Source organism: Prochlorococcus marinus CUG1416 (assembly GCF_017695965.1).
In the GTDB taxonomy this organism is placed as follows: Bacteria; Cyanobacteriota; Cyanobacteriia; order PCC-6307; family Cyanobiaceae; genus Prochlorococcus_A.
The window spans coordinates 376918-396317 of the sequence record NZ_JAAORM010000005.1 but is presented as its reverse complement, the minus strand read 5'-3'; the positions used below and the strand labels follow the sequence as shown (position 1 = coordinate 396317).

Below are 19400 nucleotides of genomic sequence, written 5' to 3'. Positions count from 1 at the left end.
TTGGAGTTTTAAAATTGGCACGCGACTTTCCCCTACAGCGAGTAAGGAATATAGGTATAGCCGCTCATATTGATGCAGGTAAGACAACAACTACTGAAAGAATCTTGTTTTATTCAGGTGTCGTCCACAAGATAGGAGAGGTTCATGATGGTGCTGCCGTAACAGATTGGATGGCTCAAGAAAGAGAAAGAGGAATAACTATTACTGCTGCTGCAATATCTACTAGTTGGCAAGATCACAGAATTAATATTATAGATACTCCAGGGCACGTTGACTTTACCATTGAAGTAGAAAGATCAATGCGCGTCTTGGATGGAGTCATAGCTGTATTTTGCGCGGTAGGTGGAGTGCAGCCTCAATCTGAAACAGTTTGGCGTCAGGCAGATAGATACTCTGTCCCAAGAATGGTTTTTGTTAACAAAATGGACAGAACTGGCGCAGATTTTTTAAAAGTTAATAAGCAAATTAAAGATCGACTAAAGGCAAATGCACTCCCAATTCAGCTACCTATTGGAGCTGAAGGTGATCTCACAGGCATTATTGATTTAGTTGCTAACAAAGCATATCTTTACAAAAATGACTTGGGTACTGATATTGAAGAGGCACCAATTCCATCTGAAATGGAGGAGGAAGCTGCTGAATGGAGAAATAAGTTGATGGAGAGTGTTGCAGAAAATGATGAAGATTTAATTGAAATATTTCTCGAAACAGGAGAATTATCTGAAGAACAACTTAAAAAAGGTATAAGGGAAGGGGTTTTAAAACATGGATTGGTACCTGTATTGTGTGGGTCGGCTTTTAAGAATAAAGGTGTTCAACTTGTTTTAGACGCTGTTGTTGATTACTTGCCAGCCCCAGTTGATGTAAAGCCAATACAAGGTGTTTTACCAAGTGGTAAAGAAGATGTTAGACCTTCAGATGACAATGCTCCTTTCAGTGCATTAGCTTTCAAAGTAATGTCAGATCCCTATGGGAAATTAACATTTGTGAGAATGTATTCAGGCGTTCTTTCAAAAGGAAGTTATGTCATGAATTCTACTAAAGACGCTAAAGAGAGAATTTCTAGATTAGTTATTCTAAAAGCTGATGAAAGAGAGGAGGTTGACGAATTGAGGGCTGGAGATTTAGGAGCTGTATTAGGTCTTAAGAACACAACAACTGGTGACACTTTATGTAATACAGAAGATCCTATAGTCTTGGAGACATTGTTTATTCCAGAACCAGTTATATCCGTGGCAGTTGAGCCAAAAACTAAAGGTGATATGGAAAAATTATCAAAAGCTTTAACAGCTTTATCTGAAGAGGATCCAACCTTTAGGGTAAGTACAGATCCAGAGACAAATCAAACTGTAATCGCTGGTATGGGAGAGTTGCACCTAGAGATCCTTGTTGACAGAATGTTAAGGGAATTTAAAGTTGAGGCTAATATTGGTGCTCCTCAAGTTTCTTATAGAGAAACTATTAGGTCTAGTTCTAAAGGTGAAGGTAAATATGCGAGACAAACTGGAGGAAAAGGTCAATATGGTCATGTAATAATTGAAATGGAACCTGCTGAAGTTGGTAAAGGTTTTGAATTTGTTAACAAAATTGTTGGTGGAGCTGTACCGAAAGAGTATATTGGTCCTGCATCTAATGGAATGAAAGAAACTTGTGAATCAGGTGTTCTTGCCGGTTATCCACTCATTGATGTAAAAGTAACACTAGTCGATGGTTCATTCCACGATGTAGACTCATCTGAAATGGCCTTCAAAATTGCAGGTTCCATGGCTTTTAAAGATGGGGTTAAAAAATGCAATCCTGTCCTCTTAGAGCCTATGATGAAAGTTGAGGTCGAAAGTCCTGACGACTTTCTTGGATCTGTAATTGGTGATCTCTCTTCTAGAAGGGGTCAAGTAGAAGGACAATCTGTTGATGATGGATTGTCTAAGGTACAGGCCAAAGTGCCATTAGCCGAAATGTTCGGCTATGCCACTCAACTCCGATCAATGACTCAAGGTCGGGGTATATTTTCAATGGAGTTCGCAAATTATGAGGAAGTTCCTCGTAACGTTGCTGAAGCTATCATTTCCAAGAATCAGGGCAACTCCTGATCTCTAAACTAAAACACTCTTAAACCCTCGATTCTTTAATTCAAAATGGCTCGCGAGAAGTTCGAAAGGAACAAACCACATGTCAACATAGGTACTATTGGCCATGTTGATCATGGAAAAACAACACTTACTGCTGCTATTACAAACGTACTAGCAAAAAAAGGTCAAGCTCAAGCTCAAGACTACGGAGACATTGATGGTGCTCCTGAGGAAAGAGAGCGCGGCATTACTATTAATACGGCTCACGTCGAATATGAGACTGAAGGCAGACATTATGCTCATGTCGATTGCCCTGGACATGCTGATTATGTAAAAAACATGATTACAGGAGCAGCTCAAATGGACGGAGCAATTCTAGTTTGCGCAGCTACAGACGGTCCTATGGCGCAAACAAAAGAGCATATTCTTTTAGCGAAACAGGTCGGAGTCCCTGCTCTTGTAGTAGCTCTAAATAAATGCGATATGGTCGACGATGAAGAAATTATTGAACTTGTTGAAATGGAAATCAGAGAACTATTAGATAGTTATGACTTCCCTGGAGATGATATTCCTATAGTTCAAGTTTCTGGTTTAAAAGCTCTCGAAGGTGATTCTACTTGGGAATCAAAAATTGAAGAACTAATGAAAGCAGTTGATGCTAGCATTCCTGAACCAGAAAGAGAAGTCGACAAACCATTCTTGATGGCAATTGAAGATGTTTTCTCAATTACTGGTAGAGGTACTGTTGCTACTGGAAGAATTGAGAGAGGTAAAGTTAAGGTTGGAGAAGAAGTGGAAATAGTTGGAATAAGAGACACAAGATTAACAACTGTTACTGGAGTTGAAATGTTCCGCAAACTACTTGATGAAGGTATGGCTGGCGATAATGTTGGTTTGCTTTTACGTGGTGTTCAGAAAGAAGATATTGAGAGAGGAATGGTACTAGTTAAGAAAGGATCTATTACTCCTCATACTCAGTTTGAAGGAGAAGTTTATGTTCTAAAGAAAGAAGAGGGCGGCAGACATACGCCTTTCTTCGCAGGATATAGACCACAATTTTATATCAGGACAACTGACGTGACAGGTCAAATTACAGCATTTACATCTGATGATGGCTCTAATGTTGAAATGGTTATGCCAGGCGACAGAATCAAAATGACTGGAGAATTAATTTGTCCAGTGGCTATTGAACAAGGTATGAGATTCGCAATACGTGAAGGAGGACGTACTATTGGTGCTGGAGTTGTCTCTAAAATTCTCAAATAATATTTTTTGAATTTTAAGAATTTAACCTCAATCACTTAATATAGGTTAATTGATTCGGGTCATTGTTAATCAATGGCCCCCAACTAGAAGTTATTTTGAAATTATGACTGCATCAATTGCACAACAAAAAATAAGAATTAGACTCAAAGCGTTTGATAGAAGAATGCTTGATTTGTCTTGCGATAAAATAATCCAAACTGCCGATACTACTTCTGCTTCAGCCATAGGCCCAATACCTTTACCAACAAAAAGGAAAATTTATTGTGTTCTAAGGTCACCACATGTTGATAAAGACTCTAGAGAGCATTTTGAAACAAGAACTCATAGAAGAATAATTGATATTTATAGTCCCTCGGCAAAAACTATTGATGCTTTAATGAAATTAGATCTTCCTAGTGGTGTCGATATAGAAGTTAAACTATAAGTAATCCCAAAAACGACTTAAATTGATTAATATAAAAAGATGTAAATGAGGTTTAAATGGGAGAGCTCTCAGTAAGGGAATTACCTTTATTTCCTTTGCCGGAGGTAGTTCTTTTCCCTCAAGAGGTATTGCCTTTACACATTTTTGAATCTAGATACAGAATTATGCTTCAATCTGTTCTAGAATCTGATTCTATGTTTGGAGTTATAAAGTGGGATTCAAGTACTAAAAGTATGGCAAATGTTGGATGCTGTGCCCAAATAATAAAACATCAAACTGCGGAGGATGGGAGAAGTAATATTATCACTCTTGGACAACAAAGATTTCAAGTCTTAGAAGTTATTCGTTCAACTCCATTTTGTTCAGCTATGGTAAGTTGGATTAGCGATGATAATATTGATAACCTTCAAAAACTAGATTCTTTAAAAGACTTAGTCACAGAGGCACTTAATGATGTTATTAATCTTACAAGTAAATTGACAAATACCAAGAAAACCCTACCTGATAAATTGCCTGATAATCCTATGGAATTATCATTTTGGATAGGGGCTCATTTGGGTGGTCCTGTTGCGCAGGAACAGCAAAGACTGCTAGAGGAAAGAAATACTTATACCCGTTTGCAAAGGGAATATGAAATGCTTGATCATACAAGAAAACAACTTGCAGCAAGAACTGCCTTGAAAGAAAGTTTTCCTGATATAAAAGAAAATTAAATGTTTCAATTATTATTGCCTTTTTTCTTACTGGCTTTATCCCTTATAGCTTTATCTATCATCTGGAGAATTAATGCTAGAAAATATATTTCTTCTAGTACAGTGGCATCTGCATATGATGCTTGGACTCAAGATAAATTACTTGAGAGATTGTGGGGAGAACATATACATTTGGGCTTTTATCCAACAGTGAAAAATAGGATTGATTTTAGGAAGGCTAAAGTACAGTTTGTCCATGAGTTAGTCAAGTGGAGCGGTTTAGATAAATTACCAAAAGGGTCCAGAATACTTGACGTAGGTTGCGGAATAGGAGGAAGTTCTAGGATTCTTGCAAAATATTATGGATTAAATGTTACTGGAATTACAATTAGCCCTGCTCAAGTAAAAAGAGCAAGAGAACTTACTCCTGATGGACTTAATTGCAACTTTCAAGTTATGGATGCATTGGATTTAAAATTCGAGGATGGATCATTTGATGGAGTTTGGAGTGTTGAGGCTGGTGCACATATGAATGATAAAACTAAGTTTGCAGATGAAATGCTTAGAACTTTGAGACCTGGAGGGTATTTGGCATTAGCTGATTGGAACTCAAGAGATCTCAGGGAATATCCGCCATCATTTTTTGAGGATTTAGTTATGAAACAATTGCTTGAACAATGGGTACATCCTAATTTTATTAGCATTAACGAATTCGGTGATATTCTTAGAACTAATAAAAATAGTTCAGGAAGAGTTATTTCTGAAAATTGGAATTCCTATACTAATCCTTCCTGGTACGACTCAATTATTGAAGGCATTCGAAGACCTTTCGCAATTTTGTCCCTGGGCCCATTTGCGATAGTGAAGTCAATTAGAGAGATTCCAACAATACTTCTCATGAATTGGGCATTTAGAAAAGGTTTAATGCAGTTTGGAGTTTACAAATGTAGAGGATAAATTAATCTAGTTCAACATTTTCAGAAAAATAACTTCCAAAATCTACAAAATTCTTACAAATTGGCTTTAGCTTATTTTTTAATTGAAGAAAATTTTCAATGTTATTTTTATTATTTATTTCTAGGTCAATGTAAATTATATATTCGCCTAACTCTCTTTTAGAAGGTCTTGATTCTATCTTACTCATATTAAATCCAAAATCTGCAATATTATTTATAGCTTTAAGCAAAGCACCAGGTTTATTTGATATTAATGAGAAAGCAAAACTGGCAATATTAGCTAAATTTGAATTTGATTCCTTGCTCAATAAGACAAATCGAGTGCAATTACCTGGAACATCATTAATAGGAAAGGCTAATTCTTTCAGTCCTTCGATCTGAATTAATGATTTTGAACCGATAGCAGCTCTGAATTTACTCCCCTTAACCATATTGACAGCTTCTGATGTTGAATTTGTTGGCAGAGGGATTGCATGTGGAATATTTTCAGATAACCATTCTGAACATTGAGCTAATGCTTGAGGATGAGATAATACTTCTGAAATATTTGAAAGTTCTCCATCACTTATTAGTGCATGTTTTATGGGTAAAACAATTGCTTTATTAATATATATATCGGGAAATTTCCAGAGGGCATCTAGAGTAGCCGTAACTCCCCCTTCTACTGAATTTTCTATGGGAACTACAGCAGCATCACAATTGTTGTAAGCTATTGATTTAATGACCGAATGTAACCCATTACATGGTACAAATATAGGTGTCTGAAAATTGGCAAGCTTTGATAATATATGAGCTGCTTTTTCTGCGTATGTTCCTTTAGGACCTAAATATGCAACTTGTTTGCGCATGATTAATCGTAAAAAAAAAAGAGATCAAATAAGCATTGGAGGAATATAGAACATGCTATTGTCTTTTGATGCTAAACAGAAACTAAAGCTTTCTGTAACGCGTAATAAAGAATATCTTTCTAAATATCTTTTGGAAGAAGAAAGAGTTGTTGGAGCAATGCTTGACTCCAACAAATTAGTACCAGAAGGAGAAGGTAGGTATAAGTATACAGTAACAAGTTTTAAGGTTTTTCAATTAGATATTAACCCTGTTGTCTCAATTGCGGTAGAAAATAAAGATGGAATTTTAAAAATGAGTGCCCTTGAAAGTACTTTGGATGGTTTGGGGATAATTGATGATTTTAATCTTATTTTGAAAGCGAATTTGGAAGCAACTGATATTGGATTAGAAGGCGAGGCGCTGCTTGGGGTATCTGTAAGCCAACCCCCTCTACTGAAGCTGGTACCAAAGAAAATTTTGGAATCTACTGGTCATTCGGTATTAAATGGGATTCTATTGGGTATAAAGTCAAGAGTTCAACAGCAATTAGTTAAAGATTTTTTAGATTGGTGTGAATTAAACAAGATTTGATTTTCTTAAAAAACTTTTCCTATGAAGATTAGTTATGCCATTTTTTTTGATAAATGAAATATGCTCTCTGGTTCCGTAACCTTTATTTTTAAATATTAAGTACCCTGAGTATTTTTTTTCTAATCTTTCCATTAATTGGTCGCGAGATACTTTTGCAACTATGCTTGCTGAGGCTATTGCGGTAAATTTCAAGTCTCCTGATATAATATTTTTTTGAATTCCTTTCCATGGCCTTAATAATAAGGGGCCATCAATTATTATTTCAGATGGTTTCTCTTTTAATTTTTTTAAAGCTCTTATCATTGAAAGTTCAGTTGCAACCCTAATACCGAGCTGATCTATTTCTCTGGCCGAGGATTGCCCAATTCCATAATCTGAAGAAAGTAATAAGATTTTCGGTAAAAGTAATTTTCTTTTTCTGGGAGTTAATTTTTTACTATCTATTACACCAAATCGTTTTAAAGTTAATTTATTTTTTTCAGTTAATACTACAACTGCTGAGAAAACTGGACCAAAAACTGCTCCCCGTCCAACTTCATCTATTCCAACTTCGGATACTTTATTCAATACTTGCTGAAGATCTTCTTCTTGTTTTTCTTGCATTATTTATCTCATCTGTTATTTCAGTTGCATCATTCTTATTTAGCAATACTACTTCTTCATTCTCATTAGTTTTTTTGGTTGATTTAACTTTGGAATTCGCGTTTTCTTCAATATTAAGCTCACTATTGTTTGCTTCTTTAGATTTAGAGATTTTTTTTACTTGTTTTGCGTTCGTTTTTTCATTATCTAAAATTTTTTCTTTTTCATTACTTTCGTCCTTTATTCGTACAAAATTATTGCTAGTGAGATATTCCTTACCTAACTTTAATAGTGGATTAATACCTAATTGACTGAAAACAATTTTTTCATCATTAGTAAGATCAACAGTTACTATATTTTTTTCTTTTGCATTTATTATGTTGTAATCATCTTTATCATTTTCTTTTTTATTAGAAGAGTCCTCCTTATTTAGGTTCTTGTGGGTAAGAAATTCCTTCTCAATTATTTTATCCTGCTTATCAGATGATTTAGAGTAATCTATATCTATTGGTTTTATACTTTTTGGCCTATCAGTTTTTTCTTCAATATTTTTAGTTTGTAGATTAGAAATTTCATAATTCAATTGATTTTCGATATAGCCTGTTCCATTGCACGAGGAACATTTTTTACCGAATAATTCATATAAATTTTGACCTTGTCTTTTTCTGGTTAACTCAACTAAACCTAATTCAGTAAGTTGAGCTATCTGAGGCCTAGCAGAATCATCTTTGATTGCTGAAGTAAAGTGCTCAAGCAACTGGAATTGATCTCTTCTAGATTCCATATCAATAAAATCTACTACGACAACCCCACCAATATTTCTTAATTTCATTTGTCTTGAAATTTCAACTGCTGCTTCGCAATTCGTCCACAAAACAGTTTGTCTTGAGTTGGCGGATCTAGTAAATGATCCAGAGTTTACATCAATTACTGTTAAAGCTTCTGTTGGTTCAATAATTATGTACCCACCGGAAGGAAGATCTACTCTCGGTTGAAGAGCATTTTGAATTGTTTTCTTAATTTCGTACTTTTCTAAAATATGTTGGTTTAAATCGTTATCGTGGAATTCAATATCTAAATTAGATTCATAATTTGTTAAAAAATCTTTTGCCCTTTCAACTGAAAATTTACTATCGATAATTATTTTTTTAGTTGAAGATTTAATATGATCTCTCAAAATCTTAAGAGAGAAATCATCATCTCTTTTAATTAAATGTGGTGGATTAGAAGTCTCAGAAATCTTTAAAATATTTTCCCATTGTTGAATTAAATTTTCAAGATCTTCAATAATTAGCTCTTCTTTTATCTTTTCAGCTTCTGTTCTAAATAGTAAACCTGTGCTAGGTGGTTTTATTAATACTCCAAGAGCTTTTAAACGGCTTCTTTCCGTTTCTGTATTGATTTTTCTGGAAATATTTACTCCTTGACCATATGGCTGTAATATCAAGTACTTCCCAGGTATTGAAATACTTCCTGTGAGTCTAGGTCCTTTAGATCCTGTGGGTTCCTTCATTACCTGTACTAAACCTTTTTGTTTTGGTTCTAGTAATTCAGTTATTCCAAATATTCCTTTTTTGAGTCTTAATGGACCTAGATCTGATACATGGATGAATCCATTTTTATCACTTTCACCAATATTTATGAAAGCGGCGTCAATGCCAGGTAGAACATTTTCAACTGTTCCTAAAAAAATATCGCCAATTTGATATTGACCTTGTGCGACGATTAATTCATCAACTCGATCATCTGTGAGTAGAGCTGCAATTCGAGCCTGCTCAGCGATGATAATTTGCTGACACATATAATTGATTCTGAATGGTTTGTATTTTGAAAATAATCTAAAGTAGAAATTAAATTTTTTAACTTTTAAGAAAGCAATTTTTTATAGCTAGTATTTATTTACTTTTTAAATTAAACTTAATAGCAATTAGATTGTGCTATGTATAAAGCTTTAGACGACTTTCAAATTATTTGAAATTGAATTCATAAGCTATGATTTTTTCTTGATTTAATCATAACTACAATAATATTAACATCTAATCACCACTAAAGCACGTTGATCCATTATCCTTATAATGGTTAAATTTTATCTAAAGTGGTACAAGTAAACGAAGATTATTTGAAACTTAAAGCAGGCTATTTATTTCCTGAAATTGCTAAAAGGGTAAAAATATATTCTCACTCTAATAAGAGTTCTGACATTATAAAACTTGGTATAGGAGACGTTACAGAGCCATTACCTAAGGCTTGCATAGATGCTATGGGTAAAGCTTTAAATGATATGGGGACAACTGAAGGTTTTAAGGGTTATGGACCAGAACAAGGTTATTCTTGGCTAAGAGAGAAAATATCTGAGAATGATTTTATTGCAAGGGGGTGCAAAATTTTACCTGAAGAAATATTTGTTTCCGATGGTTCGAAGTGCGACAGTAGCAATATTTTAGATATCCTTGGCAAGGATAATTCAATTGCTGTAACTGATCCTGTTTACCCTGTTTATGTAGATAGTAACGTTATGACGGGAAGAACTGGAGATGCTCTTGAAAATGGTACTTATCAAGGGTTGACATATTTAGCGATAAATGAGGAAAATAACTTTTTGCCAGAACTACCTAAAAATAAAGTTGATATTATATATCTTTGTTTTCCAAATAATCCAACTGGAGCTACGATAACTAAAGAAGAATTGAAAAAGTGGGTTGACTATGCTCTTCAAAACAAATCTTTAATACTTTTTGATGCAGCTTATGAAGCATTTATTCAAAATAAGGATATTCCGCACTCAATATATGAGATTGAAGGAGCTAAGCATTGTGCTATAGAATTTAGATCTTTTTCTAAGAATGCAGGATTCACAGGAGTAAGATGTGCTTATACAGTAATACCTAAAAATCTCTCAGGTTTTAGCTCAACAAGCGAGGAAATAGACTTATGGCCTCTATGGAATAGACGACAATCTACAAAATTCAATGGAGTAAGTTATGTCGTTCAGAGAGGGGCAGAGGCTGTATATTCTCTTGAAGGTAAGAAAGAGGTGAGAGGTTTAATTGATTTTTATATGGAAAATGCAAAAATTATGAAAAATAAACTTCAGACTGCAGGATATAAAGTTTATGGTGGAGATAATGCTCCTTATATCTGGATCAAAGTTCCCGATCAAATGACATCTTGGGATTTTTTTGATTTTCTTCTTCAAAAAGTTAGTGTCGTAGGAACACCTGGAAGCGGATTTGGATTATCAGGAGAGGGTTATTTTCGTTTGTCAGCATTTAACTCACGATCAAATGTCATTGATGCAATGGAAAGAATAATTAATATATAATAAAAGATATTATTTAGATTCTAAAAAAGTTAATGCTATCCATAAAGTTAGAAAAAAGTATAAGTAATACTTCAGCAGTGATTGAAAAGAAACCTGCTGAGTTGAAAAATAAATCTCCAAAATATAAGGTTTTACTTCATAATGATCCAGTTAATTCTATGGAGTATGTCACCCTTTCACTAAGAGAAGTTGTTCCTCAATTAAGCGAGCAAGATGCTATTGCAATAATGTTAGAGGCACACAATACAGGGGTTGGATTGGTAATTATTTGTGATCTAGAGCCAGCAGAATTTTATTCAGAATCATTAAAATCCAAAGGAATTTCTAGTTCAATTGAGAAAGAAGATTAATAACGGTTGAGTTTATTATTTTGAATAAACTAATTTTCTTTCTGATAGAGGACGAACTTTCAGAGATTCTTGTAAGGAGGACTTACCATATTCTCTCTCAAGAATGTTGATAACTGTTTTACCAAATTCATCTTCTTTATTATCAAAAGCTTCTAAGCAAACTTGACCAAGTTTTTTTCCTAAGGAGCCTGGATTCCATAAAAGTTTTCTGGCTGTCCAGGGCATCATGCTCATCGGATTATAATTCGGCTTCAAAATTTTTTGATCTAAGGCGTATTTCTCAAGAAGAGTATGAGGTTGTAAACCTATAAAAAATATAGCAGGGTCAACTAATCCTTTCCCAAAAATTTTTTCTAATTCTCTGTGGTAAGCAATAGTTTGTCTTATGGTACTTGGCGTTTCATCAAAAACATTAAATGAATAGTTGACTGAAACATGATTTTTGAAACCTGATTTGACTAGCATTCTGCAATTATTTAATACCGTTTTAAGGTCATATGCTAACCTCATTTTTCTAACTAATTCTTGCGATCCTGAAGTGATACCTATTTCAAAATAACTCATCCCTGTATCAACCATAAGCTGAGCTAGCTCAGCATCAATATTATCTGCTCTAATGTATGCAGCCCAATTAATGTCGTCCCAGCCTTGATCCTTAATAGCTTGCAAAAGAGTTTTTGCATCCTCAATATGTTTTTTGGATGGAATAAACTGTGCATCTGTGAACCAAAATCCCCTGACTCCGAGATCATATAATTGCTTCATTTCTTTGATAACTTCGTTAACAGGATTAACACGCACCTGCTTGCCCTCTACAACCGTATAAACACAGAAACAACAATTATGAGGACAACCTCTTTTTGTTTGGACTCCTACATAGTAATCTCTACCTTCGATATACCAATTGAATTCCGGCCATATTGTTTTAATGTATTTATAGTTGCAGGAAGTTTTAATAGTTCCTAAAGGTTGTTCATGAATTAGTTTGTTGCGGGGTTTTTGTCCAGCAAGGTAACATCTTTCTTCCTCTATTGAATCGCCCTTAATAATTTTCTCTATAAGATTTTCTCCCTCTCCAACAGAAACAACAGTTCCTTTTGGAAGTAGATTTCCTAATTGTTCATAGAAAACACTAACAGCTCCACCTCCTAAAATTACTTTTACATCTTTGTTGTATTTTTCTGCTCTTTTAAGTCCCATCTTTACTAAAGAAGTATTTCTATAGATTTCTCCATAATGAGATGCAATTAATTTTAATCCTCCCCAAGAACCTCTAATTTTTTTAAGGATATTTTTTGAGTAGAAAACCTCAAAAGAGTTTTGTAAGGGATTTCCACTTCTGCCATCGACAGGTGCATAAATTTGTATATCTCTCCATGAAAAAATAATTAAATGTGGTCTAAATTCATCAATTTTTCTACATAAATATTTGGAAACTTTATTAGATGGAATTATTGCTAGATCAATAAATTGCTGCTCTATCTTTGGAAAACATTTATGAATATGATCAGCTAAATAAATAGGCCCTATTGGAAATATTGGATTACATGGAAGCCTTACAGTAAGAATTTTCCCATAGTGCTTTCTGTTGAAATTTTTTTTATTTAATTTTTTGAACTCGAAATTAAAATTCATGCCAAGAAATTTTAATGAATTTATATTCATTAAGAATCTAACTACTTTATTACTAATTTGGCGAAATTAAAAATCTTTGGAAAAATACTTCTGAAAATTTATATAAATTCAAATATCGGAAATCATATAAATCCAACATACTTTGAGTAGTTTAAATCCATCAATCCATCTAGATATATTTGGTGCTCCAGATTTTCTAGCGTAATATCTAACAGGATAATTAAGTATTTTAATGTTATTGTTTGCTGCTTCAAATATTATTGTGAAGTCTCCAAAAGGGTCAGACTTAGAATCCCAAATCCCATTGCCTTTCATAAGTTTATAGAATTTCCTTGAGAAAACTTTTGTTCCACAAAGTGAATCTGATACGGGCTTATTTATGAGAATTGATAAAAATATTGCAAAGAGTCTATTTCCTATATAGTTAGCCCATCTCATTGCATCTTTTTCCATTGGGAAAGTTGTGCGGGCACAATTAATTAAAATATTTTCATTTTTAGTTGATTCCATAATTGCTGCAATACTGTCATCAATATCTACAGTGAAATCACTATCAACTATTGCGAGGGTTTCACCTTTAGAAATATTAAATCCTTCTACTACTGCATTTTTCTTTCCTTTAGAAGTTTGTTTTAAAAGAGATATCTTGAAGAATTCTGAGTAATTTTCTTTTAAATCTTGCAGCATTTCATATGTTTTATCATTGCTATGCCCTTCAACAAATATAATTTCTAATTTATTGGGTATTTTTTTGAATTTATTTAAAGCGTTTATTAAAAGTTCTTTATTACCAGCTTCATTTCTTGCAGGGATTACGATTGATATTAAATGGTCTGAAGCATTTTCATTATATTTATAAAAATATATTTCTAGTTCATAGGCAAGTTGTTTTATTATGGGAACTTTGCGAAAAATATTTTTTAAAGATTTTGGAATGAGTTTGGTTGGCAAAGGTGTTAATTTTTTTGCTTTCCATCTAATAGATCTATAATTATAAATTTCTGCCAGAGATTCAATATCGCATAAAGTTATTCTTGCTTTGCTAGTAGTTTCTCTGAAAACTCTTGAATCTAATTTTAGCCATCTAGTTATAGGCTCCCAAGTATTACCCCTAACTTTAATTGCAATAAATTCGTTATTATCTTTGAATAATTGATGAAGTTTATTATTTGTTAAATTCCAAGTATTAAAAGATTTCATTTCTTTATGAAATTTGATAAATATACTTTAGTACATAGGGATTATTTATTTTTTTAGTATTAATTTCCATGGCTTCAAAATATCGTTTTCATATATAACTTCATAAGAATCATTATTATTTTTTATTTCTTTAAACTCAGTTGTCCATGCCAATTCTGACTTCTTTAACTGATCAATTCTCTCTAAACCTTCACCTAGTATCGGAGTTGATAAACCAATTCTTATGATTTTTGAGTTAGATTGAGAACTGTTCATTCCACTTTTATCAACCTTTATTGGTTGATTTTTAACGATATCAAGAGATGATACATATTCCATTTTTTCTCTTAGTTCTCTTGATCTATCAGTGAATAATCCTGATTGCAAAATAAATGATGTGAATAGGTAAGGACCAATTATGAGAGTTATTAATATTTCTTTAAATGAGTTTTTAGTTTTTATAAATGACCATGATAGTCCAAAAAACAACAATCCAAGACTTAGAAATGTATTCTCCCTAAAGTTAAAGTTGCTTATATTTTTAAATACAAAATAATATGTGAAGGTTAAAGAGACTAAAAATAATGGAACTATTTTTGAAGTGATAAATATAAAAATTAGTTTATATCTTTTGGAATTAAATAAATATTTTATTCCTACATAAGTATTAAGTGTAAAGATTGCTGAGATTTGTAGAGTATAGTAGGGCGTTTTCGTAGAAAAAATACTAAGAATTCCTACCAAAATTAAAGGGAAAAAGGAAAGTAAATATTTTTTCTCTTTACTGGCATATAAATTCAAAATTGTGCCAATAATGGCAAATATACTCCAAGGAAGGAATGTTGCTGGTATATTCCAAAAATAATAATAGAACGGATTCGTAAAAGTATTTTTATTAGAGAGACTATTAAACTTTTCAAACAAATAAAAAATAATATTTTTCTCTAAATAAGGATTAATAGATAATGCCCATACTAAATACGGAATAAATCCAATGATTAGTCCAAGCCAAAAGAATTTACTGAATAAAAGATTCTTTTTTATATATAAATATGGTGATAGTGATAATAGAGGTACAAATACTAGGAAAGTTTTCATCATAAAAGATAAACCAATCCAAACACCAAAAAGAATAATATAGAATTTGTTTTCTTTACTTTTAATTTTGACTAAAGAAAATACTCCAATAGTTACTAAACATGAATAAATGATATCTTGAGTTGCTAAGTGTGAGTAGTCAAACCACAGATATGTAGTAGAAAGTATTAGTGGAGATATAATTGCATATTTTTTATTAAAAAATTCTTCGTGTAATTTGTAAGTTATGAATAGCATAAATATTGCAGCAGCAGTTGTTGGTAGATATGCGAAAAAAATATTTCTTCCAAATATTTCTTGTGACTTTGCAATTAAAAACTGTAAACCTATTGTTCTATCTAAAACATAATTATCCCACCAAAGAGGAATTGTCCAGTTACCTTTATCCAATATCCATCTAGCTTGTAGTGCATAAAACCCTTCATCAAAAGCAATATAACTTCTTTTGCCAAAATAAAATATGAGAGGAATAAAAATAAGTATTTGAAAAAAATATTTTAATTTTTTAATTCTATTAATCATTCTTGTTTTTAATTTGATTTCGAAATGCCGATAATTGGAATTGAACCAATGACCTACTGTTTACGAGACAGTTGCTCTACCTCTGAGCTATATCGGCAATATTAAAATATTGATATTTTCATATAGACTTAATTTTATAATTTAAAGAATTTATGTCAAAAATAGATCCTGAATTAAAAAAGAAATTATTAAATGAATCCCAGGCTCCTTTCAAGGGATTAAGGAGAATATTGTGGATAGCTTTTAGTGGTTCGGCATTCTTGGGACTTTTAATAATGCTTTCCAAAATCGCAAGTGGAAGTGAATTACAACAGAATAACCTTCTCATACAACTTTGTGCGTGTATACTATTTCCTACTTTATTATTCCTTGAAAGGAATAAAGATTAATAAGTTAAATATTTTCTTATTGTGTTAATGTTCTTTTTTTAGTAACAAATTTGAAGGCTTGGATTATGTCTCCTTCAATCCAAGAAGAGAATTTATCGCAGCCAACTCCACATTCAAATCCTGTATTTACTTCTTTTACATCATCTTTAGACCTTTTTAGAGAGTCTAAATTACCCTCAAAAATTACTTTATCTGATCTCATAACTCTTAGAGAACAATTCCGTTGTAACTTGCCAGTTTGTATATAACAGCCTGCAATAGCTCCTTTCCCAACTGCGAAAGTTGCTCGAACTTCGGCTTTACCTAGTGATTCTTCTACAAGATCAGGTTCAAGTAGACCTTCCATAGCCAACTGAATATCTTCTAAGAGTTTATAGATTACTTCATATTCTCTTATATCAACATCATTAGCATCAGCGGCTCTTTTTGCTCCAGATGCCAATGAGGTGTTAAACCCAATAATTACTGAACCTGATGCAGCTGCGAGATCTATATCTGTCTCAGTAATTTCTCCAGGAGCAGAGAGTAGAACTCTGACTTGAACTTCATTTTTTGGTAATTGTTCTAATGATCCCAATATCGCTTCAACACTACCTTGAACATCCGCCTTAAGAATTAAGTTCAACTCTTTTAATTCTCCATCATTTGCTTGAGTTGATAGGGAGGATAAACTAACTCTTTTAGAGGCCATTTGCTGAGCTAATTTGGTGGCTCTAGCATCTGTCGCTCTATCTCCGACAATAGCTCGAGCAGTTTTTTCATCAGAGTAAACTTCGAATTCATCGCCTGCTGTTGGCACTTCACTGAATCCTAGTGCTTCCACTGGGAATGATGGTCCTGCTTCTTTAATTCTATTGCCATGTTCATCAACCATTGCTCTAATTTTCCCAAGGACTGAGCCTGCAGCTAAAACATCCCCAGATTTTAAGGTACCGTTTTGTACTAATAAAGTTGCTACAGGACCTTTGGCTTTATCCAGGTGGGCTTCAATAACAGTGCCTTTTGCGAATCTGTCAGGGTTGGCTTGTAGATCTTCAACTTCTGAAACTAATAGGATCATTTCGAGTAATTTATCAATATTTTGCTTTTTGATTGCACTTACTGGAACCATTACAGTATCTCCTCCCCAATCTTCAGCAATTAAATCCTTTTCTGAAAGTTCCTGCTTTACTCTTTCTGGAGATGCCCCTTCTTTATCAATTTTATTAATTGCAACAATAATTGGTACCTTGGCAGCTCTTGCATGACTAATGGCTTCCAGTGTTTGAGGTCTGCAACCATCATCTGCTGCAACTACAAGAACAGCCACATCAGTAACTTTTGTACCCCTTGCTCTCATTGCTGTAAACGCTTCATGCCCAGGAGTATCAAGAAAAGTTAATTTTTTCTTTTTAGAATCATGTTCAAATTCAACTTGATAAGCTCCTATATGTTGAGTTATCCCCCCTGCTTCTCCCGAAGCTACTCTTGATTCTCTGATGGAGTCTAAAAGACTTGTTTTGCCATGATCTACATGACCCATTACAGTAATAACAGGTGGCCTTTTTATTAGACTATCAATATCATCAGATTCAATCATATCAACTGTTTTCTCAGCGGCTTCTTGGATATCATCTTGCAAAACAGGCACTCCAAATTCTTCCGCTACTGTTTCGATAGTCGCTAAGTCAAGAGATTGAGTTACAGTTGCAGTTATTCCTTTAAAGAAAAGAGATTTAATTATTTCAGAACTTTCAAGACTTAATTTATCAGCCAATTCTTGAACTGTTAAATTATCTTCGGGAACTACTATCATCTCTGGTCTTACTTGTTTAGCTTCTTTAGCAGCCTTTAATTCCATAGCTCTTCTTTTCTGCCTTTGCCTGGTGGTCTCTTTTTTCTTCTTCTTGAATTGCTTTATAGATTTTTGAGATTTAGTTTCATCAGATTTTTCTTTCTTTGGACGTGCCAAACTAGCGGATAATATTGAAATTTTCTCGCCAGAGTAGCCACTTGTTTCAGATGTTAATGAATCATCATTCTCACCGATAATGTGAACTTTCTGCCTTTGTTTTTGGGGATTTTTATTTCTTAATGCTTCTAGTTTTGCACTATCGTCCCAATCCTTCCTTCCTGGTTTTCTTGAACTATTTGAAAATGCTCTATGAGGTGTTTTTTTCGCACTCGGGGCGGCATTTAGACGGCTATTAGGAGCTTTTACCTTTTGTTTAGGTGATTCAATATTTTGTTTTTCTTTATTCTTTATACCAAGGTTGTCTTTCTCAGGTTTATTAGTTTTTTGAAGTTGTAAAAGTTCATTAGGTGAGACTGGTTTCCTAATCCCAGACGACCTTTGGCCATTAAATTTAGCACCAGGCCTGTTGGGCATGCCAGGTCTGTTGGGCATACCAGGTCTGTTGGGCATACCAGGTCTGTTGGGCATACCAGGTCTGTTGGGCATACCAGGTCTGTTGGGAGCAGCAGCTCTATTTGGATTGGCTTGTCTATTAAATGAGCCAGATCGCCCTTGATCTGATGGTTTGTTTCTTAATCCCGGCCTATTGGGCATACCAGGTCTGTTGGGAGCAGCAGCTCTATTGGGATTGGCTTGTCTATTAAACGAGCCAGGTCTGCCTTGATCTGATGGTTTGTTTCTTAATCCCGGCCTATCGGGCATGCCAGGTCTGTTGGGAGTATTTTGTTTAAAAGAAATATTTTTATTATTATTATTTTGCTTACTAGTATTGTCTCTTCTTATCGGAGCTCCTACGAGCTCAGGGGTGTTTAATCTATTATTCAAATTTTTTGTTTTAAGTTTATTCGAATTTTGATCAGGTTTGTTTGTTATTAGTCTTTTGTCCCCTGAATTGTTGATATTCTTGGAAGATTCATTAGATTTGACATTATTATTTATATTTTTAGGCTTTGCAATTAGTTGAATAGGCGGTTTTGCGGGACTTTTGATAGGTGGGATTGTGTTATTTCGGAAAGTTTTTTTATCTTGGTTGGAATTTTGTGAGTGCTTACTCTGTATATTTTGTTTCGTAAGATTTTCTTGAGATTGTGAACTGTTAATAATATTGGGTTTATTGTGATTTTTAGGTTGATTTGAATGTATTTTTAAACTCTCAGGCTTATTAAGAGGTTTTATCAATAATGGCTTTTTGTTTGAATTATCCTTGAGAGGTATTCCTTTTACAGAAGAAATAACAGGAGATTTATCTCCTTTGTTCTGTTTGGAATTATCTTTTTTAATTGAAGGTTTATTAATGGAAAGAATTTTTTTATCTGAATTCTTTTTATCAGAATTCTTTTTATTAATAAGATTTTTTATTTTTTTTGCGTCTTCTGCACTAATAGAACTGCTATGACTTTTTACTGTAATTGATAGTTTTTGAGCGGCATCCAATATATCTTTATTTTCCAGATTTAAGTCTCTGGAAAGTTCGTAAATTCTGATTTTATCGCTGATAGTCATTTAATCTGAATTGTACTCTTTTTAAATAAAAGAGGATTTA

16 protein-coding genes and 1 tRNA gene are annotated in these 19400 nt (G+C 33.4%); 9 read left to right on the top strand and 8 right to left on the bottom strand.

The genetic code is table 11. The annotated features are described in order from the left end of the window. Window positions 1-14: 14 nt before the first annotated feature. The 5 genes from fusA (at window position 15) to HA146_RS08400 (ending at window position 5408) form a co-directional block, all read left to right on the top strand. Entirely contained in the window at window positions 15-2090 is a 2076-nt protein-coding gene (gene fusA / locus HA146_RS08420) for an elongation factor G (protein WP_209109098.1), read from the top strand. Between the two features lie 45 nt (window positions 2091-2135). Beyond that, window positions 2136-3335 (top strand): elongation factor Tu, encoded by a 1200-nt coding sequence (gene tuf, locus HA146_RS08415; protein ID WP_209109097.1) that lies wholly within the window; start codon window positions 2136-2138, stop codon window positions 3333-3335. A 103-nt stretch (window positions 3336-3438) separates the two neighbouring features. Beyond that, window positions 3439-3759: a 30S ribosomal protein S10 gene (gene rpsJ / locus HA146_RS08410; RefSeq protein WP_002807536.1), complete on the top strand. Its 321-nt coding sequence runs from the start codon at window positions 3439-3441 to the stop codon at window positions 3757-3759. A 56-nt stretch (window positions 3760-3815) separates the two neighbouring features. Beyond that, a complete protein-coding gene (locus tag HA146_RS08405) occupies window positions 3816-4472 on the top strand; it encodes an LON peptidase substrate-binding domain-containing protein (RefSeq protein WP_209109096.1) in 657 nt (218 codons plus the stop codon). Beyond that, window positions 4473-5408 carry a methyltransferase domain-containing protein gene (locus HA146_RS08400; RefSeq protein ID WP_209109095.1) on the top strand — a complete coding sequence of 312 codons (936 nt, stop codon included), beginning with the start codon at window positions 4473-4475 and terminating at the stop codon, window positions 5406-5408. 1 nt (window position 5409) lies between these two features. Here HA146_RS08400 and pheA read toward each other — a convergent pair whose 3' ends face one another. Then, window positions 5410-6255 (bottom strand): prephenate dehydratase, encoded by an 846-nt coding sequence (gene pheA / locus HA146_RS08395; protein WP_209109094.1) that lies wholly within the window; start codon window positions 6253-6255, stop codon window positions 5410-5412. Between the two features lie 52 nt (window positions 6256-6307). Here pheA and HA146_RS08390 point away from each other — a divergent pair, with 52 nt between their 5' ends. Next, window positions 6308-6826, top strand: coding sequence for a DUF1997 domain-containing protein (locus HA146_RS08390; RefSeq protein ID WP_209109093.1), 519 nt, complete (start codon window positions 6308-6310; stop codon window positions 6824-6826). On the opposite strand, the gene HA146_RS08385 is transcribed toward HA146_RS08390, so the two are convergent. Next, on the bottom strand, window positions 6812-7429 hold the full coding sequence (locus tag HA146_RS08385; protein WP_209109092.1) for a ribonuclease HII: 618 nt from the start codon (window positions 7427-7429) through the stop codon (window positions 6812-6814). The two genes, HA146_RS08390 and HA146_RS08385, sit on opposite strands and share 15 nt — an antisense overlap. Then, on the bottom strand, window positions 7386-9209 hold the full coding sequence (locus tag HA146_RS08380; protein ID WP_209109091.1) for an Rne/Rng family ribonuclease: 1824 nt from the start codon (window positions 9207-9209) through the stop codon (window positions 7386-7388). The genes HA146_RS08385 and HA146_RS08380 overlap by 44 nt, the downstream gene beginning before the upstream one ends. A gap of 294 nt (window positions 9210-9503) precedes the next feature. Between HA146_RS08380 and HA146_RS08375 the strand changes: the two genes are divergently transcribed. Together HA146_RS08375 and clpS are read left to right on the top strand one after the other, a co-directional pair. After that, window positions 9504-10730, top strand: coding sequence for an LL-diaminopimelate aminotransferase (locus tag HA146_RS08375; RefSeq protein ID WP_209109090.1), 1227 nt, complete (start codon window positions 9504-9506; stop codon window positions 10728-10730). Between the two features lie 32 nt (window positions 10731-10762). Beyond that, window positions 10763-11080: an ATP-dependent Clp protease adapter ClpS gene (gene clpS, locus HA146_RS08370; protein WP_209109089.1), complete on the top strand. Its 318-nt coding sequence runs from the start codon at window positions 10763-10765 to the stop codon at window positions 11078-11080. A gap of 15 nt (window positions 11081-11095) precedes the next feature. Here the strand turns inward: clpS and HA146_RS08365 are convergent, their stop codons facing one another. The 4 genes from HA146_RS08365 to HA146_RS08350 form a co-directional block, all read right to left on the bottom strand. Continuing rightward, window positions 11096-12715 (bottom strand): photosystem II high light acclimation radical SAM protein, encoded by a 1620-nt coding sequence (locus tag HA146_RS08365; protein ID WP_209109298.1) that lies wholly within the window; start codon window positions 12713-12715, stop codon window positions 11096-11098. 108 nt (window positions 12716-12823) lie between these two features. After that, window positions 12824-13915 (bottom strand): glycosyltransferase family 2 protein, encoded by a 1092-nt coding sequence (locus HA146_RS08360; protein ID WP_209109088.1) that lies wholly within the window; start codon window positions 13913-13915, stop codon window positions 12824-12826. 45 nt (window positions 13916-13960) lie between these two features. Beyond that, on the bottom strand, window positions 13961-15514 hold the full coding sequence (locus tag HA146_RS08355; protein ID WP_209109087.1) for a glycosyltransferase family 39 protein: 1554 nt from the start codon (window positions 15512-15514) through the stop codon (window positions 13961-13963). A 25-nt stretch (window positions 15515-15539) separates the two neighbouring features. Beyond that, window positions 15540-15611, bottom strand: a tRNA-Thr gene (locus HA146_RS08350). A gap of 55 nt (window positions 15612-15666) precedes the next feature. Between HA146_RS08350 and HA146_RS08345 the strand changes: the two genes are divergently transcribed. Beyond that, a complete protein-coding gene (locus HA146_RS08345; protein WP_209109086.1) occupies window positions 15667-15903 on the top strand; it encodes a DUF3493 domain-containing protein in 237 nt (78 codons plus the stop codon). Between the two features lie 16 nt (window positions 15904-15919). Here the strand turns inward: HA146_RS08345 and infB are convergent, their stop codons facing one another. Beyond that, window positions 15920-19360 carry a translation initiation factor IF-2 gene (infB, locus tag HA146_RS08340; protein WP_209109085.1) on the bottom strand — a complete coding sequence of 1147 codons (3441 nt, stop codon included), beginning with the start codon at window positions 19358-19360 and terminating at the stop codon, window positions 15920-15922. Window positions 19361-19400 lie beyond the last annotated feature (40 nt).